Source organism: Pseudomonas sp. GP01-A4 (assembly GCF_058780865.1).
The window spans coordinates 62,831-89,361 of sequence record NZ_JBYSWF010000003.1 but is presented as its reverse complement, the minus strand read 5'-3'; the positions used below and the strand labels follow the sequence as shown (position 1 = coordinate 89,361).

At 61.7% G+C, this 26,531-nt stretch carries 25 protein-coding genes; 18 read left to right on the top strand and 7 right to left on the bottom strand.

The genetic code is table 11. The features are described from left to right. Positions 1 to 201: 201 nt before the first annotated feature. Positions 202 to 1,092 carry a LysR family transcriptional regulator gene (locus tag AC3WKX_RS03480; protein WP_102605869.1) on the bottom strand — a complete coding sequence of 297 codons (891 nt, stop codon included), beginning with the start codon at positions 1,090 to 1,092 and terminating at the stop codon, positions 202 to 204. 111 nt (positions 1,093 to 1,203) lie between these two features. Here AC3WKX_RS03480 and AC3WKX_RS03475 point away from each other — a divergent pair, with 111 nt between their 5' ends. From AC3WKX_RS03475 to AC3WKX_RS03445, 7 genes are all read left to right on the top strand, one after another. Further along, entirely contained in the window at positions 1,204 to 2,430 is a 1,227-nt protein-coding gene (locus AC3WKX_RS03475) for an MFS transporter (protein ID WP_102605870.1), read from the top strand. A 46-nt stretch (positions 2,431 to 2,476) separates the two neighbouring features. After that, a complete protein-coding gene (locus AC3WKX_RS03470; RefSeq protein WP_008436372.1) occupies positions 2,477 to 3,187 on the top strand; it encodes a FadR/GntR family transcriptional regulator in 711 nt (236 codons plus the stop codon). Positions 3,188 to 3,293: 106 nt separating this feature from the next. Then, positions 3,294 to 4,487, top strand: a complete 1,194-nt coding sequence (lhgO, locus tag AC3WKX_RS03465; RefSeq protein WP_102605871.1) for an L-2-hydroxyglutarate oxidase — start codon at positions 3,294 to 3,296, stop codon at positions 4,485 to 4,487. A 58-nt stretch (positions 4,488 to 4,545) separates the two neighbouring features. Continuing rightward, positions 4,546 to 5,871: an MFS transporter gene (locus AC3WKX_RS03460; RefSeq protein ID WP_008436370.1), complete on the top strand. Its 1,326-nt coding sequence runs from the start codon at positions 4,546 to 4,548 to the stop codon at positions 5,869 to 5,871. 81 nt (positions 5,872 to 5,952) lie between these two features. Further along, positions 5,953 to 6,810, top strand: a complete 858-nt coding sequence (locus tag AC3WKX_RS03455; RefSeq protein WP_102605872.1) for a CAP domain-containing protein — start codon at positions 5,953 to 5,955, stop codon at positions 6,808 to 6,810. Between the two features lie 139 nt (positions 6,811 to 6,949). Beyond that, positions 6,950 to 7,369, top strand: a complete 420-nt coding sequence (locus AC3WKX_RS03450) for an organic hydroperoxide resistance protein (protein ID WP_087695064.1) — start codon at positions 6,950 to 6,952, stop codon at positions 7,367 to 7,369. Between the two features lie 140 nt (positions 7,370 to 7,509). Further along, complete coding sequence (locus tag AC3WKX_RS03445) at positions 7,510 to 9,186, top strand: ATP-binding protein (protein WP_102605873.1); 1,677 nt, start codon at positions 7,510 to 7,512, stop codon at positions 9,184 to 9,186. A 3-nt stretch (positions 9,187 to 9,189) separates the two neighbouring features. On the opposite strand, the gene AC3WKX_RS03440 is transcribed toward AC3WKX_RS03445, so the two are convergent. Further along, complete coding sequence (locus AC3WKX_RS03440) at positions 9,190 to 10,317, bottom strand: GGDEF domain-containing protein (RefSeq protein ID WP_102605874.1); 1,128 nt, start codon at positions 10,315 to 10,317, stop codon at positions 9,190 to 9,192. 150 nt (positions 10,318 to 10,467) lie between these two features. Here AC3WKX_RS03440 and AC3WKX_RS03435 point away from each other — a divergent pair, with 150 nt between their 5' ends. From AC3WKX_RS03435 to AC3WKX_RS03425, 3 genes are all read left to right on the top strand, one after another. Next, positions 10,468 to 10,995, top strand: coding sequence for a GNAT family N-acetyltransferase (locus AC3WKX_RS03435; RefSeq protein WP_102605875.1), 528 nt, complete (start codon positions 10,468 to 10,470; stop codon positions 10,993 to 10,995). Between the two features lie 132 nt (positions 10,996 to 11,127). Further along, a complete protein-coding gene (locus AC3WKX_RS03430) occupies positions 11,128 to 12,168 on the top strand; it encodes an alpha/beta fold hydrolase (protein WP_102605876.1) in 1,041 nt (346 codons plus the stop codon). Further along, entirely contained in the window at positions 12,168 to 12,677 is a 510-nt protein-coding gene (locus tag AC3WKX_RS03425; protein WP_003215197.1) for a cytochrome P460 family protein, read from the top strand. Before AC3WKX_RS03430 ends, AC3WKX_RS03425 begins: the two co-directional genes overlap by 1 nt. Before the next feature lie 99 nt (positions 12,678 to 12,776). Here AC3WKX_RS03425 and AC3WKX_RS03420 read toward each other — a convergent pair whose 3' ends face one another. The 4 genes from AC3WKX_RS03420 to AC3WKX_RS03405 form a co-directional block, all read right to left on the bottom strand. After that, a complete protein-coding gene (locus AC3WKX_RS03420) occupies positions 12,777 to 13,205 on the bottom strand; it encodes a TOBE domain-containing protein (RefSeq protein WP_087695062.1) in 429 nt (142 codons plus the stop codon). A 164-nt stretch (positions 13,206 to 13,369) separates the two neighbouring features. Next, positions 13,370 to 14,779, bottom strand: a complete 1,410-nt coding sequence (locus tag AC3WKX_RS03415) for an OprD family outer membrane porin (protein WP_023658889.1) — start codon at positions 14,777 to 14,779, stop codon at positions 13,370 to 13,372. 204 nt (positions 14,780 to 14,983) lie between these two features. Further along, complete coding sequence (locus AC3WKX_RS03410; protein WP_102650496.1) at positions 14,984 to 16,393, bottom strand: amino acid permease; 1,410 nt, start codon at positions 16,391 to 16,393, stop codon at positions 14,984 to 14,986. Between the two features lie 77 nt (positions 16,394 to 16,470). Continuing rightward, positions 16,471 to 17,505: a histone deacetylase family protein gene (locus AC3WKX_RS03405; protein WP_102606533.1), complete on the bottom strand. Its 1,035-nt coding sequence runs from the start codon at positions 17,503 to 17,505 to the stop codon at positions 16,471 to 16,473. A 118-nt stretch (positions 17,506 to 17,623) separates the two neighbouring features. On the opposite strand from AC3WKX_RS03405, the gene AC3WKX_RS03400 reads away from it, so the two are divergent. The 6 genes from AC3WKX_RS03400 to AC3WKX_RS03375 all read left to right on the top strand — a co-directional run bounded on the left by AC3WKX_RS03400 (position 17,624) and on the right by AC3WKX_RS03375 (position 23,397). Further along, complete coding sequence (locus AC3WKX_RS03400; protein ID WP_102606534.1) at positions 17,624 to 18,124, top strand: Lrp/AsnC family transcriptional regulator; 501 nt, start codon at positions 17,624 to 17,626, stop codon at positions 18,122 to 18,124. Positions 18,125 to 18,351: 227 nt separating this feature from the next. After that, on the top strand, positions 18,352 to 19,206 hold the full coding sequence (locus AC3WKX_RS03395) for a MurR/RpiR family transcriptional regulator (protein WP_102604925.1): 855 nt from the start codon (positions 18,352 to 18,354) through the stop codon (positions 19,204 to 19,206). Positions 19,207 to 19,208: 2 nt separating this feature from the next. Further along, a complete protein-coding gene (locus AC3WKX_RS03390) occupies positions 19,209 to 19,853 on the top strand; it encodes a cysteine hydrolase family protein (protein ID WP_003215182.1) in 645 nt (214 codons plus the stop codon). Further along, on the top strand, positions 19,850 to 21,184 hold the full coding sequence (locus AC3WKX_RS03385) for a type I glutamate--ammonia ligase (protein ID WP_256579787.1): 1,335 nt from the start codon (positions 19,850 to 19,852) through the stop codon (positions 21,182 to 21,184). Before AC3WKX_RS03390 ends, AC3WKX_RS03385 begins: the two co-directional genes overlap by 4 nt. Beyond that, positions 21,168 to 21,920 (top strand): N-formylglutamate amidohydrolase, encoded by a 753-nt coding sequence (locus AC3WKX_RS03380; protein WP_003215178.1) that lies wholly within the window; start codon positions 21,168 to 21,170, stop codon positions 21,918 to 21,920. The genes AC3WKX_RS03385 and AC3WKX_RS03380 overlap by 17 nt, the downstream gene beginning before the upstream one ends. A 133-nt stretch (positions 21,921 to 22,053) precedes the next feature. Further along, complete coding sequence (locus AC3WKX_RS03375) at positions 22,054 to 23,397, top strand: APC family permease (RefSeq protein ID WP_102604926.1); 1,344 nt, start codon at positions 22,054 to 22,056, stop codon at positions 23,395 to 23,397. 3 nt (positions 23,398 to 23,400) lie between these two features. Here the strand turns inward: AC3WKX_RS03375 and AC3WKX_RS03370 are convergent, their stop codons facing one another. Further along, entirely contained in the window at positions 23,401 to 24,438 is a 1,038-nt protein-coding gene (locus tag AC3WKX_RS03370; protein WP_102604927.1) for an alpha/beta hydrolase family protein, read from the bottom strand. Between the two features lie 153 nt (positions 24,439 to 24,591). On the opposite strand from AC3WKX_RS03370, the gene AC3WKX_RS03365 reads away from it, so the two are divergent. Both AC3WKX_RS03365 and AC3WKX_RS03360 read left to right on the top strand, forming a co-directional pair. Beyond that, on the top strand, positions 24,592 to 26,223 hold the full coding sequence (locus tag AC3WKX_RS03365; RefSeq protein ID WP_102604928.1) for a sensor domain-containing diguanylate cyclase: 1,632 nt from the start codon (positions 24,592 to 24,594) through the stop codon (positions 26,221 to 26,223). Positions 26,224 to 26,345: 122 nt separating this feature from the next. After that, positions 26,346 to 26,522 (top strand): DUF6630 family protein, encoded by a 177-nt coding sequence (locus AC3WKX_RS03360; protein WP_003215170.1) that lies wholly within the window; start codon positions 26,346 to 26,348, stop codon positions 26,520 to 26,522. Positions 26,523 to 26,531: the final 9 nt, after the last annotated feature.

Sequence of the window (26,531 nt, the reverse complement as noted above, 5' to 3'; positions counted from 1 at the left end):
ATTGTACCTGCTGAAGGGCCGCCGTGGACCCGCAAGCACCCATTGTGGCGAGGGAGCTTGCTCCCGCTGGGCTGCGTAGCAGCCCCATTAAGCGCACCGCGTTCTTTTCGCGGGAAACAGGATGCAGGTTTTGGGGCTGCTTCGCAGCCCAGCGGGAGCAAGCTCCCTCGCCACAGGGGGAGCTGGATGTCCGGGCTCGGCTCATTGCGCACATACCTCCCGCAGGCAACCGCGCAGCCAGCGATGGGCCAGGTCGGCGTCCAGGCGCGGGTGCCAGAGCATCGAGACGGTGAAGTCCGGGAACACGAACGGCAGCGCAAAGCGGTAGAGGTCGCTGTGCAGGTTGGCGGTATGCCGCTCCGGCACGCTGGCGATCAGGTCGGTGCTGCGGGCCAGGGCCAGGGCGGTCGAGAAGCCGGCGACGATGGTCACCACGTCCCGGGTCAGCCCGAGCGCTTCAAGGGCTTGATGGATCTGGCCCTGATCACGGCCGCGCCGGGACACGTAGATGTGCTGGCCTTCGGCGAAGCGCTGCGGCGTGACTTCGCCCTGGCTGAGCGGATGGCCCTTGCGCACCACGCCGATAAACCGGTCGCGGAACAGCGCCTGGGTCAGCACCTCTGGGCTGGCGCTGCTGTCGACCACGCCGGTTTCCAGGTCGACACTGCCATCGCGCAGCGGCGTACTGCCTTTGTCCGGCTTGTGCACGAAGCGCAACCGCACGCCAGGCGCTTCCCGGGCGATCCGCGTCAACAGCGCCGGGCCGAAGTTTTCAACAAATCCGTCGCTGGTGCGCAAGGTGAAGGTGCGTACCAGTTGGCTCACATCCAGCGTCGCAGCGGGTCGCAACACCGCTTCGGCGTCCTGCACCAACTGGCTGACCTGTTCGCGCAACGCCAAAGCGCGCGGCGTAGGTACCAGGCCGCGGCCGGCACGGACCAATAACGGATCGCCGGTGGTTTCCCGCAGTCGCGCCAGCGCCCGGCTCATCGCCGACGGGCTCAGGCGCAAGCGTTGAGCGGCACGGGCGACGCTGCTTTCGGCGAGCAACACATCGAGGGTGACCAGCAGATTGAAATCAGGTGTCGACACGGCAAACCTCATAGGGCGTTTGGCGCACGTATAAAGTGCAAATGCTGCGCCTTCCGCCATGTTAGGTGACGGCGTAGATTTCTGACAGCGGTCAAACCCTGGAGCCTCTTGATGAAATCACCTGCACCCCGTGGCGCTCTCGTCGCCCTGTCACTGTCCATGTTGCTGGCGTCCTTGGGCACCAGCATCGCCAACGTCGGCCTGCCGAGCCTGGTGCAGGCGTTTGATGCATCGTTCCAGGCGGCGCAGTGGGTGGTGCTCGCCTACTTGGTGGCGATTACCGCGGTGATCGTCAGCGTCGGGCGACTGGGCGACCTGATGGGCCGCAGCCGCCTGCTCTTGGCCGGGTTGTTGCTTTTCACCGTTGCCTCGGCCCTGTGCGGCATGGCTCCGTCCCTCGGGCTGTTGATTGCGGCCCGCGCCCTGCAAGGCCTGGGCGCGGCGGTCATGATGGCGATGACCATGGCGCTGGTGGGCGGCACCGTGACCAAGGAACGCACCGGCCGCGCCATGGGGTTGCTGGGCACGATGTCGGCCATGGGTACCGCGCTGGGGCCAAGCCTTGGCGGGGTGTTGATCGCGGGGTTTGGCTGGCGCGCGCTGTTTTTCATCACCGTGCCGCTGGGTTTGCTGACATTTGCCCTCGCCCGGCGTTATCTGCGCGTCGACCGCCATGGGCTACAGCCCGCGCAATCCGGGTTCAGTTTCTTGTCGACACTACGGGATTCAACGCTAAGCGCTGGCCTGGCCATGAGCGCGCTGGTATCGGCGGTGATGATGGCGACCTTGGTGGTCGGGCCCTTCTACCTGACCCACGGTGCAGGCCTCGACCCCGCCTGGATGGGCCTGACAATGGCAGTCGGGCCCTGCGTTTCGGCATTGATGGGCATCCCTGCGGGACGCTTGACCGACCGTTTCGGCTGCGGCCCGATGACCATCGCCGGGCTGCTGGCGATGCTGGCGGGGTGCCTGCTGCTCTCCCTGGCGCCGCTGAACCTTGGGGTTGCCGGGTACGTCGCCCCGCTGATCATCCTCACCCTCGGCTACGCCCAGTTTCAAGCCGCCAACAACACCGCCGTGATGAGCGACGTACTGGCAGACCGCCGTGGCGTAGTCGCCGGCTTGCTCAACCTGTCGCGCAATGTGGGGCTGATCGCGGGCGCCTCGGCATTGGGTGCTGTCTTTGCGCACGTTTCAGGTGACCTCTCCACAGCCACTCCCGGCGATGTGGGAAGTGGGATGCAAGCCACGTTCGGCGTGGCATTGGCACTGATTGGTGTAGGTCTTTTCCTGGCCCTACGCGCCCGGTTCCGCGTAACACCTGTCTTGACAAGGTAAAATCGTAACGACTATTGTCTGACAACCTGATTACCAAGGTTTTCTTATGCTTGAGCTCCAGCGCCCTGATTCGCTCGTTATGCGCGTTGTCAGCGCCATTCGTGCAGAAATCGACTCCGGCCAACTGGCGCCCGAAGCGCGCCTGCCCACCGAACAGCAACTGGCTGAACAACTCAATGTCAGCCGTTCGGTGGTGCGCGAAGCGATTGCCCAGCTCAAGGCCGACGGCGTACTGACCGCACGGCGTGGCCTGGGCTCATTTATCTCGCAAACCCCGGCCGGCACCGTGTTCCGCTTCCCGGAAAAAAACGGTCGCCGCCCGGACCTGGCGCAAATGTTCGAAGTGCGCCTGTGGATCGAAACCCAGGCCGCCTCGATTGCCGCCCAACGCCGCGACGCCGCCGACCTGCAGCGCATGAAGACCGCCCTGCAGGAAATGCACGACAAGCGCGCCGACTTCGACGCCGCCGCCCTGGCCGATGTGGAATTCCATCGCGCCATCGCCGAGGCCAGCAAGAACGACTATTTCGTGGCCTTCCATGACTTCCTCAGAAGCCAACTGGCCAGCGCCCGCAAGACCGCCTGGGAAAACTCCGCCACCCGCTTTGTCAGCGGCTCGGCCGATGCCACCCAGGAACACACCGCGCTCTACCAGGCCATCGTCGACGGTGATGCCCAAGGTGCTGCCGCCTGTGCCGAGGCTCACTTGCGCGCCGCAGCAAGGCGCCTGCATCTGGAACTGCCCGCTATCAATTGACCGATCCGAACCCGTTTAAAGCGTGCCGATGGCGCGCTGTTTTTTTAACAAAACCATTAGTCTGACAACCTGATAAGCAGACTGAAATGCGTAGGTACCCAAAACAATGATTTACGACTTTTGCATCATCGGCGGCGGCATCGTCGGTTTGGCCACCGCGATGGAGTTGCTCAAGCGCCAGCCCACCGCCTCGCTGGTGATCCTGGAGAAGGAAAGCCTGCTGGCCAAGCACCAGACCGGCCATAACAGCGGCGTGATCCATGCCGGCATCTACTACGCGCCGGGCAGCCTCAAGGCCGACTTGTGCAAACGCGGCGCCGAAGCCACGAAGCAGTTCTGCACCGAGCACGGGATCAAGTTCGAAGTGTGCGGCAAGTTGCTGGTGGCTTCGACTGATCTGGAAGTACAACGGATGGAAGCGCTGTACGCCCGCTCGCAGCTCAACGGCATGAAAGTCGAACGCCTGGACGCCGACCAGTTGCGCCAGCGCGAACCGAACATCGTCGGGCTGGGCGGGCTGTTTCTCGACGCCACCGGCATTGTCGATTACCGCGAAGTCTGCGAAACCATGGCCCGGGTGATTCGTCGCGCCGGCGGGGAAATCTGCCTGGAACGCACCGTCACTGCGATCGTCGAGGACACCGACAAAGTCACCGTCAGCACCCGGGGCGAAAGCTGGCAGGCCAGGCATCTGGTGGTGTGTGCAGGTTTGCAATCGGACCGCCTGGCCGTGATGGCCGGCGTCAAGATCGACCACCAGATCATCCCGTTCCGTGGCGAATACTTCCGCTTGCCGGAATCGAAGAACACCATCGTCAACCACCTGATCTACCCGATTCCCGACCCGGAGCTGCCCTTCCTTGGCGTGCACCTGACCCGCATGATCGACGGCAGCGTCACCGTTGGCCCGAATGCCGTACTCGGCCTGGGTCGCGAGAACTACCGCAAATTCTCGGTGAACTGGCGCGACGTGGCGCAGTACGCGAGTTTCCCGGGCTTCTGGAAAACCATCTGGCAGAACCTCGGTTCGGGCAGCGTCGAGATGAAGAACTCGCTGTTCAAGTCCGGCTACCTGGAGCAGTGCCGCAAGTACTGCCCATCGCTCAACATCGAAGACCTGCTGCCTTATGAAGCCGGCATCCGCGCCCAGGCCGTGATGCGCGACGGCACCCTGGTGCACGACTTCCTGTTCGCCCAGACCCCGCGAATGCTCCACGTGTGCAATGCGCCCTCACCCGCTGCCACCTCCGCGATTCCCATCGGCTCGATGATCGCCGACCGCATGCTCAAGCCCCACTGACGCACCGCACCACGCCTCACTTTGACAATAAATATAATGACTCATAAGGAAGTACAGAATGACGGCTACAGCCCGCACCCCGGACGTTGAAACCCCCGAGCAAACCAGGAAACGCCTGCGCAAAGTCGCGGCCGCGACGATCTTCGGTTCGATGCTGGAGTGGTATGACTTTTACCTGTACGCCACCATGGCGGCGATTGTGTTCTCGAAGATTTTCTTCGATAACAGCGACCCGAAAGCCGCTACGCTGATGGCGTTTTCCACCTTTGCCATCGGCTTCATCGCGCGCCCGTTCGGCGGCATTCTGTTTGGCTACCTGGGCGACAAGTTCGGGCGTAAACAAGTGCTGGTGCTGACCTTCTGCATGATGGGCGTGTGCACCACACTGATCGGGCTGATCCCCAGCTACGCCTCCATCGGCATCTGGGCGCCGATCGTGCTGGTGTTTATCCGCATCATCCAGGGCCTGGGGGCCGGTGCCGAACTGTCCGGCGCGGCGGTTACCTCCTACGAGCACGCCTCAGAAGGCAAGCGCGGCAGCCAGGGTGCATGGCCGGCGCTCGGGCTGAACCTGGGCTTGCTGCTGTCGTCGCTGACCGTGTACCTGCTGACCATCAACGGCAATGAATTCCTGCTGGCCGGCGGCTGGCGGATTCCGTTCATTTGCAGCATCGCGCTGGTGGGTGTGGGCCTGTGGGTGCGCAACAGCATCCCGGAAACCCCGGAATTCAAGGAACTGAGCAAGGAAACCGCAAAGGCCAAGGCGTCGCCGCTCAAGGCGCTGTTCAAGAACGACCTCAAGGGCCTGGCCGTGGTGTTCTTCGTGGCGATTGGCTACAACGCGTTGAGCTACATCTTCAAGACCTTTTCCCTGGCTTACCTCACCCAGTTCAAGGGTGTCGATGTGCACGTCACGTCGCTGTCGGTGACCATTGCCAGCCTGATCGCCATCGTCGCCGTGCCATGCTTCGGCTGGTTGTGCGACAAGTGGAGCAGCAAGACCGTGCTGATGCTCGGCGGCCTGCTGTCGCTGCTGTTTGCCTACCCGTTCCTTGCGCTGCTCAATACCGGTGAAAGCCTGATGATCTACGTCGCCATTGGCGTGGGCACCGGCATCCTCGCGCCGATGATGTTTGCGCCGCAGGGTTCGTTCCTGAGCCGCCAGTTCCCGACCCAGACCCGCTCCTCGGGCTTTGGCACCGGGCGGGAAATCGGCACCGCGATCGCAGGTGGCCTGGCGCCATTAGGGGCGTTGTCGATGGTGGCGGCGTCGGCCACTCACTCCACTGATGGCGTTGTGATAATCCTCGCGATCTCGTCCCTGCTGGTGGTGGTGTTCGCCTTGTGCGATCAGGGCCGTAAACACTCGGCATTCAAGAACTGAGGCAAAAAGTTCGGACCAACGGGTGCATGGATGCCCCTTCATCGCGCATCATGGGCACTTTCAAGCTCAAGGGAAACGTCCATGCGCGTTCTGTCATTGATGATGGGTCTTACGACGCTGGCCGCCAGTCTGGTGTTTACCACCCAGGCGCAGGCGGGTGAAGAAAGCCTGTTGGTCGACTCGATCAATCAATACCGCAGCCAGGTCCAGCGCTGCGGCAACCAGGGTTCCCAGGAATTGCCACCGCTGGCCAGCGACACGCGGCTGGTGTTGCCGGTCAACAGTGTCGGCGACTTGCAGCAGGCGCTGGCGCGAGCGGCGTACCCGATGGTCAACGTCCAGGCCATCAGCCTGTCCGGGCCCAGGAACGCCGAAGCCGCGATGAAAGCCGTGCGCGAAAGTTTTTGCCGGGTGGTGCTCGACCCGCAGTTCATTGATATCGGCGTGAGCAACAGCGGCCAGGACTGGCGCATCGTGCTGGCCCGCCCGCTGCTGACCAGCGGCCTGGGCGAGACCCAGACCGAAGGCAAGAAGGTGCTCGACCTGATCAACACCGCCCGCCAGCAACCACGCCAATGTGGCGCCCAGGCCTTTGCCGCCACCACGCCCCTGAGCTGGAACGAAGCACTCGCCAACGCCGCCGCCGGCCACGCGCGCAACATGGCCAACGGCAACTTCTTCGATCACCTGGACCACGATGGCCGCACCCCGGGTGACCGGGCTGAACTGGCAGGCTACATCGGCCAGCAGATCGGCGAGAACATCGCTGCCGGCATGGACACCCCACGCAAGGTGGTCGACGGCTGGCTGGCCAGCCCCGGGCACTGTGCCAACCTGATGAACCCGCAGTTCCGCGAAATGGGCGCCGCCTACGCCATGGACCCGAAAAGTGATGCCGGCATCTACTGGACCGGGTTGTTTGGCGTGCAGCAGCAATAACGGTTTGTATCCCAACGTATCTTCCCGGCGAGGCGACACACTGCGAGGTGCAGGCCCCCGGCGATGACACATTGCGGATACGCCGGCGCGGTTTCCTGTGCACACCGGCCCACCCCGGGCCACTTGCGAGGAAACCGTCATGTCCCAGAACAGCACCGTGCTCTACACCGGCAGAACCCACACCACCGGCGGGCGTGAAGGCGCGTCCCACAGCGATGACCTGCACCTGGACATCAAGCTGTCGCCGCCCGGCTCCAAGGCGCCCGGCACCAACCCCGAGCAACTGTTTGGTGCCGGCTGGTCCGCCTGCTTTATCGGCGCAATGGGCAAAGCCGCACAAACCCTTCACATCCGCCTGCCCGCCGACACGGCAGTGAGTGCCGAAGTGGACCTGGTGAACAGCCCGGAAGATGGCTATTACCTGCAGGCGCGCCTGCGGGTCAGCCTGCCGGGTATCGAACACTCGGCCGCCCAGGCACTGGTGGACCGTGCCCACCAGACGTGCCCGTATTCCAAGGCCACCCGCGGCAATATCGCGGTAACGATTACGGTGGCCTGAAGGGAGCTCAGCGAAGCATTATCCGGCCGAGACACTAAAGTGCCATCTAGTGGATAATCCCGCTGAACTGGCTGAGTCCCGGGATGTCTGTAGCTTGGCATCCCTACCTCAGCGAACCGTGGCAAGAAGGCGTTCACCGAATGACAAACTGGCTGCAAGGCGGCGGCGAAATGGCCGAACGGGTCCGGCATCACGACTGGGCCAATACGCCATTGGGGCCTTTGGAACACTGGCCGGACGTACTGAAGACCACCGTCGCCCTGTGCCTTGCCTCCAGTTTCCCCCAGGCGATCGTCTGGGGGCCTGCGCTGATCACGCTTTACAACGACGGGTTTATCCCGATTCTCGGCGACAAGCCTGATGCCCTCGGGCGGCCATTCAACGAGATCTGGCAGGAAGCCTGGCCCCAGATCAGTCCGATCGCGGATGCCGCCTTCGCAGGTGAAGCCACCTTTATCGAAAACTTCCCGCTGACGATCGAACGCGGCGGCGCGCCGGAGCAGGCGTACTTCACCTTCTGCTACAGCCCGATCCGCGACGTACAGGGCAAGGTGGTCGGCATGCTCGACACCGTGACCGAAACCACCACCACCGTGGTTTTGTCCCAGCGCCTGGCCGAGCTGAATGCAAGCCTGGAGCAGCGCGTCACCGAAAGGACCACCCTGCTGACCCAGACCGAAGCCGCCTTGCGTCAATCGCAAAAGCTTGAAGCCATCGGCCAGTTGACCGGTGGCGTGGCCCACGACTTCAACAACCTGCTGACCATCATTCGCTCATCCGTCGACTTCCTGCGGATGCCGAGCCTGTCCGAAGAGCGTCGCCAGCGCTACATGAGCGCGGTCACCGACACCGTGGACCGGGCCGGCAAATTGACCAGCCAGTTGCTCGCATTTGCCCGGCGCCAGCCGCTGAACCCGGAAGTGTTCGATGCAGGCCTGCGGGTGAAAAACATCGGCGAGATGCTCGAGACGGTGACTGGCGCGCGGATTCATGTGCACGTCGAACTGCCCGGGCAGCCGTGCTACATCCGCGCCGACTCCAGCCAGTTTGAAACCGCCCTGATCAACATCGCCCTCAACGCCCGGGACGCGATGAACGGCCAGGGTAGCCTGACCCTGCGACTGGACGCCGATCAAGCACTGCCGAGCATCCGTGGTGACGCCGGTTCACGCCAGGCGTTCATCGCCATTTCACTCACCGACACCGGTAGCGGGATTCCCGGGGAGACGTTCGAGCGCATCTTCGAACCCTTCTTCACCACCAAGGAAGTCGGCAAGGGCACCGGCCTGGGACTGTCCCAGGTGTTCGGCTTCGCCAAGCAATCGGGCGGCAACGTCGATGTGGCCAGCCAGGTCGGCCAGGGCACGGTGTTTACCCTGTACTTGCCGCAAGTGGTACCTGAAGAGAGCTTCCAACGAGACACCCCGGACACCTGCGGGTTGATCACCGAATGCGCCCAGCGCCATATCCTGGTGGTGGAAGACAACCTGGAAGTGGGCCGCTTTGCCAATCAGATCCTCCAGGACCTCGGCTACCAGACCACCTGGGCAACCAATGCCGAACAGGCGCTGGAACTGGCCGGCGCAGACGCGTTGGGGTTCGATGCAGTGTTTTCCGATGTGGTGATGCCCGGCATCACCGGGGTGGCCCTGGCCAGGGAACTGCGACGCCGCCGGCCCGGCCTGCCGGTGGTACTGACCTCGGGCTACAGCGAGGAGCTGGCGGAAAGCGGCTATGAAGGCCTGGTGTTCCTGCCCAAGCCCTACTCGGCCGACCAGGTCTCGCAGGTGCTGGCCAAGGCGCTGCTCAAGGGCTGAGGCCTATTCCGCGACGGCCACCTGGTTACGCCCGAGGGCCTTGGCGCGGTACAGCGCCTTGTCTGCGGTGTTCATCAGGCCGTGCAGGTCCTGGTCCACCGCGCGGGCCCAGGCCACGCCGAGGCTGGCGGTCAACCCCTGGACCGGCTCGCTGGTCAGCCCGGCGATGGCCTTGATCAACTGCTCGGCGATGTCCCGCCCGGTCTCCAGCGACGTATCCGGCAGCAACACCGCAAACTCCTCGCCCCCCAGCCGCCCATACACATCGGCCTGGCGAAACGACGCGCTGATCACCCCGCCGATCTGACGCAGCACCTGGTCCCCGGCCTGGTGGCCGTAGGTGTCATTGATGTCCTTGAAGTGGTCCATGTCCATCATCAGCGCGCACAACGGCTGCTGGTTATGCCGGCACTGTTCGTAGAGCAACTGCGCATGCTCGAAAAACGCCCGGCGGTTCATCAGGCCGGTGAGTTCGTCGGTTTGTGCGGCGCGGGCGGAGATGTTGTGGGCACGTTCCATTTGCCGGGTCAGGCGAAAGGCTTTTTCCAGGGCATCCGACAGCTTGCGCGTGGCGCCACCGACAAACGAAGAGAACACCAGCACCGCCAGGGCCATGCCGACTTGCATCGACGACGGTTGAAACAGCAGCCACAGGGTGCACGGCAACAGTACCAGGCCCATGGAGACCAGGGTCATGTAGCGATAGGCCGAATAACACGAGACTGCGCTGACCGACATGCCCACGGTGAACAACATCACCAGGGCCTGGGACAGGCGGTCGTCGGTGGGCATCAGGGCGAATGCGCCGATGCCCCAGACCCCGGCCGACAACATCAGCGTTACCCAGTAGCGCCGCTCCCAGCGCGCGGGGGTGCGTTCACTGTTGGGGCAGCGAAACCAGTCCAAGAACATCCACACCCGCAGCAACGACGTCCCCGCCAATACCACCAGCCAGACCAGCATTACCCGGTGATCAAAACGTTCCCAGCACAGCCAGCACAGCATGGCGGCCGCCATATAACTGCCGAACACTGCAGAGAATGACTGGCGAAACAGCTGGTGCAATCGATCTGTTCGTACCTGCTCCTCGATGAAGCAATCCTGGTCCTGCCCACGCCCAAGGCCATTCATTTGGTCCGCCTGATCTTACTGCCGCGACAAAGTGCCATTGTGGCATCCTGCCAGTAGCCCTAACAACTGAATCAAGCGTGCTAGAGCGCCGAAAGCAGGATAAATATAGGTGAACACCTTCTCGCTCGCTCCAAGGATCAGAGTCCACCCATGAATACCCACCCGATTACCACCGAACGCCTGATTCTCAGGCCCGCAGCGGCCGACGATGTGGCCAGTGTATTTGCCATTTATGGCGATCCCGAGACCAACCGCTACAACCCGGCGGGCCCCTTGACGGACCTGGGCCAAGCCGAGGCCGCCCTGGCTCGCTGGCTGCTGCACTGGACAGAACATGGTTTTGGCCAATGGGCGATTACTACACTAGAGGCGCCGGACCGCGTGATCGGCTTTGGTGGCATCACCTTGTACCCCTACAACGACGTTGAGCGGATCAACCTGGGCTACCGCTTTGCGGTCAGCGCCTGGGGCCAGGGCTTTGCAACCGAGATTGCCAGGGCGGCGTTGCAGTTTGCGTTTGTCGAACTGGACCAGCCGCAGGTGTACGGCGTGGTGCGTCCGGCGCATACAGCGTCGATCAAGGTGCTGGAGAAAATCGGCATGCAGTACATCGATGAGCTGGACGATGTACCCGGTCAGGCGCCGAGCCTGGTGTATGTGGCCCGGCGGGCCCTCTGACCTTGTATCGCAGTGTGTCCAAACACCGCTGCGATACAAAACCTTTAACCCACGGGTTTTCTCGAAACAGACGGGATACACAACTACGTTCAACTGTGAGCCAGGCACACCACCCGCCGCCGGAGACTCACCATGCACACACAGTTGAACCCCCCACCCCGCCGCCTGATGGGCGCGTCGCTGCTGGCCTTTGCGCTGTTGCAGTTCGGTGCCCTCGGCGTCGCCAGTGCACAGGACGCGCAAGCACCGGCGGCTGCCAGCGCAACTGCCCACAGCGCGCTCGGCCCGTTGAAGCATGTGAAAGCCGGCTTGCTGGATGTGGCCTACGCCGAAGTCGGCCCGGCCGATGGCCCGGTGGTGATCCTGCTGCATGGCTGGCCCTACGACATTGACAGCTACTCCGAGGTAGCGCCGCTGCTGGCTGCCCAGGGCTACCGGGTGCTGGTGCCTTACGCCCGCGGCTATGGCGATACCCATTTCCTGTCGGCAAAGACCCTGCGCAACGGCCAGCCGGCCGCCCTCGCCGTCGACCTGATCGACTTCATGGACGCGCTGAAGATCAAGCAGGCCGTGCTCGGCGGCTATGACTGGGGTGCGCGCACCGCCGACATCGTCTCGGCGTTGTGGCCTGAGCGGGTCAAGGCGCTGGTATCGGTCAGCGGCTACCTGATCGGCAACCAGGCCGCCGGCAAGAACCCATTGCCGCCCAAGGCCGAGTTGCAATGGTGGTACCAGTTCTACTTCGCCACCGATCGCGGCGCCGCCGGCTATGCGAAAAACACCCACGACTTCGCCAAGTTGATCTGGCAGATCGCCTCGCCAAAATGGGCATTCGACGACGCCACCTTCGACCGCAGCGCCAAAGGCCTGGACAACCCCGACCACGTCGCCGTATCGATCTTCAACTACCGCTGGCGCCTGGGGCTGGTGCAGGGCGAGAAAAAATACGCTGCGCTGGAACAGAAACTGGCCACTGCACCCTCCATCAACGTACCCACCATCACCATGGAAGGCGACGCCAACGGCGCGCCGCACCCGGCCGCAGAGGACTATGCCAAACGCTTTACCGGCAAGTACGAATACCGGCTGATCAGCGGCGGCATCGGCCACAACCTGCCGCAGGAAGCACCGCAAGCCTTTGCCAAGGCTGTGATCGATGCGGACCACCTGTGATGAAGCGCCTGCATCTTGCTGCACTCGTCGCTGCAACAGCTGCCGTGGTGGCCACCGCTACCGGGTTCGCCTTTGGCGGCCCGGCTACCAGCGAGCCTTCGCCGATCTACGGCGTGACCATTCCCGACGGCTACCGTCAATGGGAGCTGATCGCGCCGGCCCAGGAAGCCGACCCGCTGAATGAACTGCGGGTGGTGCTGGGCAATAAAGTGGCGCTCAAGGCGTACCGCGACGGCACGCTGCCCTTCCCCGACGGCACCGTGCTGGCGAAACTGGCCTGGAAGCACGTGCAATCGCCCGAGTTCAAGACCGCGTCGATTCCCGGCGCGGCGACCACCGTGCAGTTCATGGTCAAGGACTCGAAGAAATACGCAGCGACCGGAGGCTGGGGCTTTGGACGGTTCATCAATGGCAAGCCGGTGGACCAGGCGCAGCATGAGACGTGCTTTGCCTGCCATCAGGCGCTGGTGAAGAACCACGATTATGTGTTCACCCGGCTGGCGCCTTAGCGCAATAGCCCTTTTCAACAACAAACGCCGTGGCAACCGGGCATCCCGTAGCAGCTGCCTCGCTTGGGCTCGACAGCTGCTACGTTGAGTGGGGTTTTATCAGGCCGGAACGCCCAGGATGATATGGGACGCCTTGATCACCGCCGTGGCGCTCACGCCCGGCTTCAACCCCAGCTCGGCCACCGCGTCGCGGGTCACGATGGAAAACACCTTCGAACCACCCGCCAACTCGATCACCACTTCCGCATTCACCGCGCCGTCATTCACGCTCAGCACCTTGCCTTCCAGGCAGTTGCGGGCCGACAGGCGGATGTCGCTGGACTCAGTCATCAACATCACCCACGGCGCCTTGATCAGCGCGACCGCTTCCTTGCCTACGGCAATGCCCAGGTTGCGGATGCTTTCCAGGGTCACCACCGCCACCAACTGCTCGCCACCGGGCAGGGTCAACACCACTTCGGCGTTGACCGCGCCGTCCTGGACCTGGCTGACCTGGCCTTTGAATACGTTGCGTGCACTGACTTTCATGGGAACGGTCCTTTTCTTGACTTGTAGGTTAGGAATTGCCGCGCATGATTAAACGTTGCGTTGTGTAAAAACAACTATAGCGCCCTGCTCTGCCTGGAACCCCACGCAAATAAAGAAGGCCGCCCAATGGGCGGCCTTCATCTGGAGCAGTTACCGACGACTGATTAAAACAGCGCGTAGGTGTAGTTGAAGATCAGGCGAGTCTGATCCTGGTCGGCGGTGCCGGTGTTATGGCCGTGGTAGCTGCCGGTACGGAACGTAGTACCGAAGCCTTTCAGCGGGCCTTCCTGCACGACGTAATCAAGACGGAAATCGGTTTCGCGTTCCGACTGATCGCTGCCACCGGCAACCTTGGCCTTGATGTCGCTGCCGTTGAGGTAGGCAATCGAGGCTTTCAGGCCCGGCACCAGGGTTCTGAAGTCATACAGGTACTGACCGAAATTGACCTGCTCGCCCGCACGGGAGAACTGGCCAACCACCGCGTCGGTGAACAGGTAGAAGTCGGAACCGGCCGCGCCTTGGGCGGTTGGATCGGCGATGCTGCCCTGGTTGACCCAGACGAAGCCACCGTCATCACTCACGCCGATATGGCCGAGCATCAACTGGCTGCCGCCCAACTGATAGGTGAAGGCAGCACTGTAGGTTTTGTTGTCGACTTCACCGGCGTGCTTGGCATAGCCGCCGTTGTTGTTGAACGCATAGCCGGCCGAACCGTTTTTGCCGTCGCTGGTGCTGTCGAAATAACGCAGGTCAGTCTTGAACGACTGGTCATTGCCCAATGGCAATACGTGGACCAGGCCAAAATAGTTCTGTTTGTAGAAGTCTTCCAGGTTGGCGTAGTAGTACTGCAACGTCAGGTTTTTAGCGATGACGTTGTCAGAAGAACCAAACGGCTGGTAGTCGACACCACCGAAACGGAAGCTGTCGCTGTCGCGAGTGGCACCGGCCACGCTCAAGCCCGTGGAGTTGCTAGATGCACGACCTTCAGCCTTGTTCAGCTCGCCGCCGGTGAAGGTGACGTTGGGAATGTCCTTGGAGGTCAGGATACCGCCGTCAAAGGTCTGCGGCGCGGCACGGCTGTCGTTGGACACCAGGATCGGCAGGATCGGCGCCAAACCACCGCCCACGTGCAATTCAGTCTGGGAAATACGGAATTTAACGTTGCCGGCTGCGCGACCGAAGCTGTCAGCAGGCTCGGTGCCATTGTTCTTCACCGGGAAGAAGCTGTTGCCGTTACCCGACAGGCCATTGCCCGCTGCGTGGCCATCGCCACCGTCCAGACGCAACGCGCCGAAAGCCATCACGTCGAAACCTACGCCGACGGTGCCCTGGGTGTAACCGGATTTATAGTCGAAACGCAGTACTTGAGCCGCTTCCCGCAGGTCGTTCGCCGTGCCGGAGTGAACGTCGGCGTTGTAGTACATGGTGCGCGAACTGATCGAAGAATGACTGTCTTCGAGGAAGCCGCTATGGCCGTCACCCGTGCCGAGTGAGCCAAGACCAAAGCCGTCTGCGCTGGCGTGTTGTGCAAGGACAGCCGCCGTGATGGCCAACGCTAATGTAGAGAGTTTCATTTACTGCGCCCCTGTGAACATTATTTTTTTACTGTCCTTCGAGCGAATACCGTTGCGGCCCTGCAAACGCTGCGGATTGTGGCATGGGGCCGATGGCGCAGATTGTGAAATTTTTGTCATGTACCGATGAAAAAACCGTCATGAAAAGGCCGTACAAGCCGGCCTTTTTCGAGGGTTGAATGGCCTGCAGTTGTACGACAACCGCTACAGCGCCGTGCGTTGATCAGGCTGGAGTCGGTGGCGAAAATGCGAGAAATGGTAGGCAACCGCCAGCCACATAAACCATGCAGGCATCACGCAAAGGGCCAGGCGGGTATCTGGGCGAAGTGCCAGCAGGCAAAGTACGAACGCCAGGAAGCCAAGTGAAACCCACGCCAACGGCACGCCACCGGGCATTTTGTAGAGGGATTTTTCATGTAGCTCCGGGCACTTTTTCCGATAGGCGATGTAGGACGCCAGGATGGTCGACCAGGTAAAGATCACCAGGATCGCCGAAACGGTGGAGACGATGGTAAAGGCCGTCATCACTTCCGGGACTATAAACAGCAGCAACAAGCCCAGCAGCATCAGGAAGGTGGTAAACGCCAGGCTGATAAACGGCACGCTGTTTTTCGACAGTCGTCGGAATATGCCGGGTGCGTCTCCCAGGTCCGCCAGGCCGAACAACATACGACTCGCCGAAAACACCCCGCTGTTGGCTGAAGAAGCCGCTGAGGTCAGCACCACGAAATTCACAATCCCGGCGGCGGCGGGAAAGCCGGCCACCAGGAACAGCTCGACAAACGGGCTCTTGCTGGGGGACACCTGCTCCCAGGATGTCACCGCAATGATGCAGGCCAAGGCCAGCACGTAGAACAGGATGATCCGCAGCGGAATCGAGTTGATTGCCTTGGGCAGTGTCTTCTCCGGCGACCGGGTTTCGGCCGCCGCCGTGCCGATCAACTCGGTACCGGCAAACGAGAAGATCGCCATCTGGAACCCGGCAAAGAAGCCGAACACGCCATTGGGAAACGCCGCCTGTTTATCCAGCAAATGATTCAGGGAAGCCGTGACGCCGGTGGGCGACACAAACGAGCTGGCAATCAACACCACGCTCACACTGATCAGGGTCACCACGGCGATGATCTTGATGATCGCAAACCAGAACTCCACCTCGCCGAACAGCCGCACCGTCAGCACATTCAAGGCAAACAGGGTCAGCAGCATTGCAATCGCCGGTATCCAGGCCGGCATGTGCGGGAACCAGTACTGGAAAAAGCCCCCGACCACCACCGCATCCCCCACCACCGCCACGCTCCAGCTCAGCCAGTACGACCAGCCAAGAAAAAACGCCGCACGCGGCCCCAGGTAGGCACCGGCAAAGTCGGCGAAGCTCTTGAAGTTCAGGTTGGACAGCAGCAGCTCACCCATGGCGCGCATCACGAAATACACAAACAGCCCGATGATCATGTAGATCAGGATGATCGAGGTGCCGGACAGCGCGATGATCTTGCCCGAGCCCATGAACAGGCCGGTGCCGATCGCACCGCCCATGGCCATCAGTTGGATATGGCGGTTGTTGAGGGTGCGTTGCAAAGCGGGCTTTTCAATCAGCCCGGGCACGGTTGTTTTCATCACAAAACCTCTTGTTATGTTTTTGAGTTTTGGCAGAAAAAAGTCAGGCGTTGTTTATTGTTGGAATGGCATCGGGGTCAGGCGTGTTTGTTCTCGAAACCGTGCAGCACGTTGACCGCGTTGATGCCGATTTCATCGACCATGTAGCCGCCTTCCATCACAAACAGCGTGGGCACGCCGACGCTGGCGATGATCTCGCCGATGCCGAGGAAGTCGCGGCTTTCCAGCAGGAAATGGCTGATGGGGTCGTCCTTGAAGGTGTCGACGCCGAGGGAAATCACCAGCACTTGCGGCGAGAACGTTCTGAGTTGATTGCAGGCGTCGAGCAACGCTTCTTTGTAGGTGCTCCACCCGGTGTTTTTCGCCAGCGGGTAGTTCAGGTTGAACCCCTCGCCCGCCCCGGCACCGCGCTCGGCACTGAAGCCCGAATAGTAGGGATACGACACGGACGGATCGCCATGCAGCGAGACGAACATCACGTCGCTGCGGTCATAGAAGATGTTCTGCGTGCCGTTGCCGTGGTGGAAATCCACGTCCAGCACCGCGACCCGTTTGGCGCCTTGGGTGATCGCCTGTTGCGCGGCAATGGCTGCGTTATTCAGGTAGCAATAACCGCCCATGTATTCCCGCGCCGCATGGTGGCCCGGTGGCCGGCACAGGGCGAAGGCGCTGTTGTGGCCTTCATCAATCAATGCCAGGCCGGTGAGCGCGATATCGGCGCTGGTCTTCACCGCTTCCCAGGTGGTGCTGGTGATCGGTGAACCGGCATCCATCGCGAAAAACCCGAGCTTGCCGTCGATGAATTCCGGCACCTGCTCATTGGCCAGGTCCCGCACCGGCCACACCAGCGGCAAGGCGTCATGGGCACGGCCAATCGCCGTCCATTCGGCCCAGGCGGTTTCCAGGAAGGACACGTAGCGTTCGCTGTGGGCATTGACGTAACAGGCCCGGTCGAACGTGCGCGGCACGATGATATCGCCCAGCCCAACGTGCTTGACCCGATCACGCACCGTGTCGGCGCGGCTGGGTTGTTCGAAGGACGGCTTGAGCACGCCATCCTTGAGTTCGGTGCCATGGTGCAAACGATGAGAGTCGCTGAAAACAGTCAACATGAAAGACATCCACCCGTGAAAGACAGGTGATTATTTTGTTCTGGCTGCGGTGGGCTTTCTTTGCTTTTACGTGCGCCGATGCTAGCGTAATCGGGAATTTTTACCCCAAAGAGCCGCCATGAAGAAAAATAAAACCAGACAGGTCGCACTTGACGACACCGATCTCGCCATCCTCGCCTTGCTGCAGGAAGACGCGAGTATTTCCAACGCCGAACTCAGCGAGCGGCTGTCACTGAGCCTCACTCCATGCTGGCGACGGCGCAAGCGGCTGGAGGAGGAAGGCGTGATCAAGGACTACCAGGCCAACCTCGATCGCAGGATGCTGGGCCTGGAGATCATGGCGTTTGTGCATGTGCGGTTTGCCGTGCATTCCGACCATACGCCGGAAGATTTTGAGGCGGTGATCAAGGAACTGGCGCAGGTGCAGGCGTGCCACAAGATCACCGGGGATGCGGATTATCTGCTGCAGGTGCTGGCGGAGGATCTGGATGCCTACAGCGATTTTGTAGAGAGCGTGTTGCGGCGGCAATTGGGGATTGCGTCGATTCAGTCGAGCCTGGCGTTGCGGGAGGTGAAGGCGACAAGTCGGGTGGCCATTCCGGGGCGGGTGGGGAAGTGATCCAATGCAAATACCATTGTGGCGAGGGAGCTTGCTCCCGTTGGACTGCGTAGCGGTCCTTTCTTTGGACGCGCTTAGCACCCCGGCAGGAGCAAGCTCCCTCGCTACAGGTCAAGCCATATCCCTGTAGTGTTTCCAACAAACAGCCGAAATCTGCCTTTACATGTAGCATTTACTACCAATACACTCATTCTCGCCAAGCCGTAGCAAAAACAACAAGGCGAGATATGACCAACCTACGTGACAAACTCACCGACGCCGCACTCAGCCCTACGCCTTCCGAGCGCAAGGTGATCCGTGCCCTCCTCGACCACTATCCACGCAGCGGCCTCGGTTCCATGGCGCGCCTGGCCGAACACGCCGGGGTCAGCGACCCGACCATCATGCGGTTGGTGAAGAAGCTCGGCTTCGGTGGCTATGCCGAATTCCAGGACGCCTTGCTCAGCGAAATGGACCACCGCCTGCGGTCCCCAATCACCCTGCTGCAACCCCGGGCGCACTCGTCCCAGGATAACGCCTGGGCCACTTACCTGCACGACTGCAACCGCGCCCTTCAGGAAACCCAGGCCCTGACCCAACCCGAAGACGTGCGCGTACTCACCGAATGGCTGCTGGATACCAAACACCAGGTGTTCTGCTTCGGCGGCCGGCTCAGCAGTTTTCTCGCGGGCTACCTGGTGAATCACTTGCGCCTGTTGCGTCCGGGCTGTCATTCCCTGGAAGACAACGCCCAGTTACCCGACCGAATCCATGACATCCAGCGCCAGGACCTGGTGCTGCTGTTCGACTACCGCCGCTACCAGACCCAGGCCTTGCGCGTGGCAACCGCCGCCAAGGCGCGGGGCGCGCGGGTGGTGTTGTTCACCGACATTTATGCCTCGCCGCTGCGGGAATTGGCCGACTTGATCATCAGCTCCCCAGTGGAATCGGTGTCGGCCTTTGACACGATGGTGCCCGCCCTCGCGCAGGTAGAAGCCCTGATCGCCACCCTCACACAACACAGCAATGGCCTGGATGCCCGCCTGGAAGGGATCGATGCCCTTCGCACGGAATTCGCCGCTCACCTTTTGGAGGAAAAATAACAATGTTCACGCTCCCCCATCATTCGCCCCGCGATCTTCCGTTCACCGCGGGCAACACCGCCTTGCTGCTGGTGGACATGCAACGTGCCTGGCTCGACCCGGCACTCGACCCGCATTTGCAGGGCCCGCACGCAGCATATTTCCTGGGTCGTGCTCGGGAAACGGTGATCCCCAATCAAGTCCGGCTGTTGAATGCGGTGCGCGAAGCCCGGCAAAACGTGCTGCACACCATCATCGAAAGCCTCACGGCGGATGGCCGCGATCGCTCGCTGGATCACAAGCTGTCGGACATGCATTTGCCCAAGGGCAGCTACCAGGCCGGCGTGATTGACGAGTTGACGCCCATTGAAAATGAAATCGTGCTGCCCAAGACGTCGTCCGGGGTCTTCAACTCCACCAACATCGATTACGTGCTGCGCAATCTGGAAACCCGGCACCTGATCATCGCCGGCATCGTTACCGACCAGTGCGTCGACATGGCCGTGCGTGACGCCGCAGACCGTGGCTATCTGGTGACCCTGATCGAAGATGCCTGCGCCACTTACACCTTCGAACGGCATCACGCGTGCCTCGAGGCGATCAAGGGTTATTGCTGGATCACCGACACCCAAACCGTGATCAACCGTTTGCAGGAGTTGCGCCCGTGAGCCTGATCCAGCCAACGGCAATGACCACTATCGTCACCACCGACCTGATTGGTGTGACTCGCGGACGTTCGTTTCCCACGGACGAGCTTGAGAGTTATCAGCAAGCCGGTGTGGGTTGGGTGCCGGCCAACAGTGCGCTGACGCCTCAGGACCGGGTAGCGGAGAATAATCCCTGGGGCTCCTGCGGCGATTTGCGCCTGATCCCGGACATGAATGCCCGCGTGCAGGTGCCCAACGGCCCGGACGCCAATGCGCCGGGCCTGGATTTTATCCACGCCGATATCTGCGAAACCGACGGCCAGCCCTGGGCGGCCTGCCCGCGCACGATGTTGCGCAACGAGATCCAGCGTTATCGCGACGAGCTGGGGCTTGAGGTGACTGCCGCGTTCGAACATGAGTTCAACCTCGGCTACAAGGCCCCTGACAACGCTCACCATGCCTTCTCGCTTTCCGCCCAGCATCACGCCGCGTCTTTCGGCGGCTGGCTGTTGAGCGCGCTGAAGGCGGCCGGCGTCGAACCGGAGATGTTTTTGCCGGAGTATGGCAAGGCGCAATACGAAGTCACCTGCCGTCCCACTCAAGGTGTGGCCGCAGCCGATCGCGCGGTGAATGTGCGGGAGATCACCCGTGAAATCGCGCGCCAGATGGGCCTGGATATCAGCTTCTCGCCCAAGCTCGAAGCCGATGGCGTGAGCAACGGCGTGCACCTGCATATCAGCTTGCAGGATCCAGCCGGAAACGCGGTGATGTACGACGCGCAAAGCAGCAACGGGCTGTCCGAAAAAGGCCGGCAGTGGGCGGCGGGCGTGTTGAAATTCCTGCCCGCGTTATGCGCCTTCAGCGCGCCCACGCCGATTTCCTACCTGCGCTTGAAGCCTCATCACTGGAGTGCGTCCTACGCCAACCTGGGCCAGCGCAATCGCGAAGCGTCACTGCGGATTTGCCCGACCATCACCATCGGCGGCAAGTCCCCGGCCAGGCAATACAACCTGGAGTTCCGCCCGCTGGACGCAACCGCCTCACCGCACCTGAGCATGGCCGCCGTGCTGATTGCCGGCCGCCTGGGCCTCCAGCAAAAGCTCACGCTGGACAGTTCCTCCGATGAAGACCCGGAGTCCATGAGCGATGAACAACGCCAGGCGCGGCATATCCTCGCCCTGCCCGACACCCTAGAAGACGCCCTCGCCAGCCTGCGCAACAACCCGCAGTTGCTGGACCAATTGCCGCCACTGCTGATGGATGCCTACTTCGCCCTGAAAGCCGAAGAGCTCAAATCCACCGAAAAACTGACGCCTGCCGAACTCTGTGATCACTATGCCCGCCTTTACTGATTCCCCCGAACACGGCCTGTTCAAGAAACCGGTATACCGGGTCAGCCGGCAAGAGTCCGAGCACCCGGTGATTCTGGTTTGCGAACATGCCAGTTCCTACATCCCCACGGAACTGAACGCCCTGGGCCTGAACGATGAAGCGGCAAAGGAGCATATCGCCTGGGACATCGGTGCGCTGAAACTGGCGGAACGACTCTCGAGGGCCCTGGATGCCACGTTGATCTCGGCCGCCTATTCGCGCTTGCTGATCGACCTCAATCGCCCGCTGGAAGCCCCCGACAGCATTCCGCCACGCAGCGAAATCTACGACGTGCCAGGCAACCGGGAACTTCCTGACATCGTTCGCCAGTATCGCCAGGAGCGCTTGTTCACACCCTTTCACCAGCGCTTGAGCGCCCTGATCGATGCGCGACTGGCGCAAGGTCGCGAAGTGCGCATCGTGGCCGTCCACAGCTTCACCCCGATTTACCACGGCCAACCCCGCCCGCTCGAGGCCGGCGTGTTGTTTGCCGGCGCCGCCGCCTATGCCGAAGGGATTCTGCAAGGGTTGGCCGCCCAGGGCTTGAACGTTGCCGCCAACCAGCCTTACGAAGTGGATGTGCTCGGTGACATGACCGTGCCGTTCCACGGTGATCAGCGCGGCATTGAGGCCGTGCTGCTGGAGGTCAGGAACGACCTGCTGCGAACGCCCCATGCGCTGCAGTCATGGGCGGACTATCTGGCTCCACTGCTGTAGCTGCTGTTGGCTGGACCGGTCTTACAACTATAAAAAAACCGCCTGGGCGTCTTTTAACCTGCCGGGTTCAAGAACATGTTCGGCCGCTTTGGCGGCTGCGCATTCGCCTTACTTCATACGGAAGTACCCCATCATGGCAATTGAAGAGTTTGGCTATAAACAAGAACTGAAGCGCAGCCTGTCCCTTACGGACCTGGTGATCTACGGGATGATCTTCATGATCCCCATCGCGCCCTTTGGCGTGTATGGCTATGTGAACAGCGAAGCGCCCGGCATGGTACCGCTGGCCTATATCGTCGGCATGGTGGCAATGCTGTTTACCGCGTTGAGCTACGGCAGCATGGCGCGGGCGTTCCCGATTGCCGGCTCGGTGTATTCCTACGCCCAGCGCGGGCTGAATCCAGGTGTCGGGTTTATTGCCGGTTGGCTGCTGTTGCTCGATTACCTGCTGATCCCGCCGTTGCTGTATATCTATGCCGCGATTGCGCTGAACCACTTGTACCCCGAGATTCCGAAGACCGCATTTATCCTGGCGTTCCTGGTCAGTGCCACCCTGGTCAACCTGCGCGGTATGACGTTTACCGCGCGCATGAACATCGTGTTCCTGCTGGCGCAACTGGTGGTGCTGGGGATTTTCCTAGTGTGTGCCTGGAAGGCTCTGCACGGGGGTGCCGGCAACGGCCACCTGACGCTGGCGCCGCTGTACAACCCCACAGGATTCAACTTTGGGTTGCTGATGCAGGGCGTTTCAATCGCGGTGCTGTCGTTCCTGGGCTTTGACGCGATTTCCACCCTGGCGGAAGAAACCAGAGGCGATGCCGGGCGCAGTGTGGGCCGGGCCGCGCTGATCAGTTTGCTGGTGATGGGCGCGATTTTCGTGGCGCAAACCTGGCTGGCAACCGACCTTGCGGCAGGCATGGGCTTCACGTCCGCCGACTCGGCTTTTTACGAAATTGCAGCCATTGCCGGCGGCAGCTGGCTGGCTTCGCTGACGGCGATTGCCACGGCGTTGGCGTGGGGTGTGGCGGTGTCCATCACCTCGCAGGCAGCAGTGTCGCGACTGCTGTTCGGCATGGCCCGGGATGGCAAGCTTCCGGGAATCCTGGCCAGGGTCCATCCGAAATACAGCACGCCATACCTGAGCATTTACCTGGTGGGCGTGCTGTCGCTGGTCATCTGCTACTTCTTCATCGACACCGTGGACACCCTCACCTCACTGGTGAATTTCGGCGCCCTGAGCGGCTTCATGATCCTGCACATCACCGTGATCAACTACTACTGGCGGCGCATGCAGTCGCGCAATGTGTGGCGGCACCTGATCACGCCGGTGCTGGGCTTTGTGATCACCTTCGCGATCATGTTCAACATGGGACTGCAGGCACAGAAGCTCGGGATTGCCTGGGTCGTGATCGGGCTGGTCTACCTGCGGTTCCTCAGCCGCAAGGGCGCGAGCCTGGTGCTGTCCAAGGACATCTGACGGCTAGCGCAGTGACTGCTGCAGAAACTCACTGATCAAGCTGAGTACCTGCTGCTGGATCTGCGGCTTGGGACGAGCACCCTTGGCATCCAGGCAGATAAAGCCTTCGCCGGGGTCGCTCTGTTCAATCCGCTCCACCGCGCCCGGCTTGCAGAGGGGCAGGAAGCTGAAGTGCGTGGCGTCGCTGATTTCCACGTAGCGCGACGTCTTCTGCGGCAGGCGCTTGGCCAAGTCGGCCGACTCGAGTGCGGCGGGCAATTCCGGCGACGGCGTGCCCGCCGCAATCACTAGCGTGGGGCGGTTCAGCGCCGCGAGGCTGGCATCGCTGAAGCCGCGGGCGAATCCCAGGTCCAGGGAAACAATGGCCGCCACGCGCGGGTCGCTCAAGTCACCGGCCAGTCGCTGCCTCGCCTGCTCGGTGCGACCAACCTCAAGTTGTTCGTAGGCCTTGCAAGGGGCAATTTCCGGATGCAACTTGCAGTCCTCGGTAAAGCGCTGCGGATCAAAGCGGGCACCGCCGACTTCGAGTGCGGTCCAGCCACCGAGGGAGTGCCCGACGACGGCGATCTTGCGTTGGGCCACCGCGCCGAAGCGTTTCGGCTGGGCAATCACGGCATCAATCACCCGATGGATATCCAGGGGCCGTTTCCACAGCTCGGAAGCGGCCGGCTGTGTGCGGTCCTTGCTGGTGGTGCCGGGGTGGTTGGGCGAGGCGACGATGTAACCCTGCCCGGCCAACGCGCTGGCGAGCCAGGACTGGTTGATCCAGTTGCCGAAGATGCCGTGGGAGATCACCACCAACGGATGCTCGCCGGCGGCCGGTGCGGCGTCCTTCAAGGCCGGCGCGCCGTAGAAAACCGGATTGTCGGCGATCAGTTGTGGCGTGCCGGTGGCATCGGTCGGGTACCACACCGCCACCTGCAACGGCCTGCCGTGTTCAGCGTCGGGAATCACAATTTCCTGGAAGCCGGTCCTCACCTCACTGGCCTGAGCCAGCCCGGTGACAACCATCAACAACAGCGCAGCACACAGCGTTTTCATCCTTGAGTTCCCTAAGTGGCTAAGCGCCATATTCTGGCATGCCCGTCATGGGAAAGCAGGTGGGAAATCAATGCGCGTATAAACCTTCAGGCTATGGCAACTATCCGAATGGTACGACTACCATGTAGTCACACTCCTTTCAGATAGCCCCCAATGATCAAAGCCAGCCTGCGTAGTCACCTGACCCTCTGGTTTGCCGGTTTGTCGCTGCTCACCCTGGTGAGCGTAGGGTTCTACGTTGGGCACATCGCTACCGAGCAACTGAAACTGGCCAGTGGCAATGCCTTGTTGAGCACTGCCCGCTCCACCGCCGCGCTATTGGCGGTGCAGCTGCGTGAACGCCAGCTCGAAGTGTCGCTGCTCAGCCGCGCACCGCTGTTCAGACGGGGCAACCTGGACGATCCGGACATCTTGACCTCCATGGAACAGCGCACCCAGTCCCGCGCCGAGTACGCATGGATGGGCGTCGCCGACACCGACGGGCGTGTGCGCCAGGCGGTGAATGGGCTGCTGGTCAACCAATCCGTAACGGCACGGCCCTGGTTCCAGGCCGGTTTGCAGGGCAACTACACCGGCGATCCCCACGAGGCGGTACTGCTTGCCAAGCTGCTGCCAGGCTCCAACGGTGAGCCCTGGCGCTTCATCGACTTTGCCGCACCGATTCGCAATGCCGGGGGCCAGGTGATCGGCGTACTGGGGGCTCACGCCCACTGGACATGGGTGACACAAATTGTCGAAGCGGCCAAAGGCAATACGCCGGACATCGAGGCGCTGATCATCGACAACGACGGCAAGGTGCTCTACCCGGAACAACTGGCCGGCCAGCAACTGCCCCAGGACCGCCTGGCCAATGACACCGGCTGGTCGGTCGACAACGGCTACGTGACCAGCGCCGTGGCGGTGCCCAGCCCGTCGAATTCCAGCCTGACCTGGTACATCGTGATGCGCCAGCCGCTGGAAATCGCCCTGCACCCTGCCCGCGTATTGCTCTACAAACTGCTGCTGTTGGGCGTCATTGCCGCGGTGATTTTCGGCTTCGTGGCGTATTACCTGGCGTCGTACCTCAGCCGGCCCATCGAAGAACTCGCGCGTTCAGCCAAGCAGGTCCAAAACCAACAGCCTGGCGCGTATTTCCCTCAAGACCATTTCGTACTGGAAATCGCCCAGCTCGGGCGCTCCATCAAGGGCATGACCCAATCGCTGCTTGGCAAAGAGCGCGAGCTGCAGGACACCAATGCGTCCCTGGAAGCCACCGTCGCCCAGCGTACTGCCGCCCTCACCCAGGCCAATGCCGAGCTGTTGAACCTGGCCAGCCATGACGCCCTGACCGGCGTCTACAACCGTCGGCGCTTCGATGAAAAGCTGGCGGAGTACAGCCTGTTGTTCCAGCGCAGCGGGCGCGCGTTTGCGTTGCTGCTGATCGACGTCGATCATTTCAAGCGGATCAACGATACCCATGGGCATGCCGTCGGGGACGATGTACTGCGCCAGCTCGCGCAGTTGATTCAGGACGCCACCCGCGCCACCGACTTCGTCGCCCGTTACGGCGGTGAAGAGTTTGCGGTGCTGTTGCCGGGAGTCGAAGCGCCGGACAGCCCGGACGTGTTGGCCGAGAAGATTCGCGCGGCAATTGCCGGAGCGCACTTCGAGACCGTTGGGCAGGTCACGGTGAGTATTGGCGTCGGGCTCGTTGAAGCTTCGGACAGCGACACCACAGTGCTGATCAAGCGTGCGGATCAGCAGTTGTATCGGGCCAAGTCGTCGGGGCGTAATCGCGTGGCGTGACGGTGTAGTGCGTCATGAGCCTTTCCAGAAAGCCACAACGCTCTTGATTAAATATCGACAGCCGCGCGCCCATGACCGTAATCTGCCCCACGAACGATGAATACAACGTATGCAGGTCATCAATGGCTGAGGTGCTGGACCGTTTCGACCAATGGCTGGTTCGGTTCGGCAAGCGTTACGTTCATCTGGACTCGGGAGATGACGATTTCCAGGGCTTTATCATCGATGCTGAACAGGTCGCGGCAACCATCGAGCTGGCGCGTTTCGCCGGTATCAACGCCAGTCTTGAGAGTTTCTGATTTCAGGTA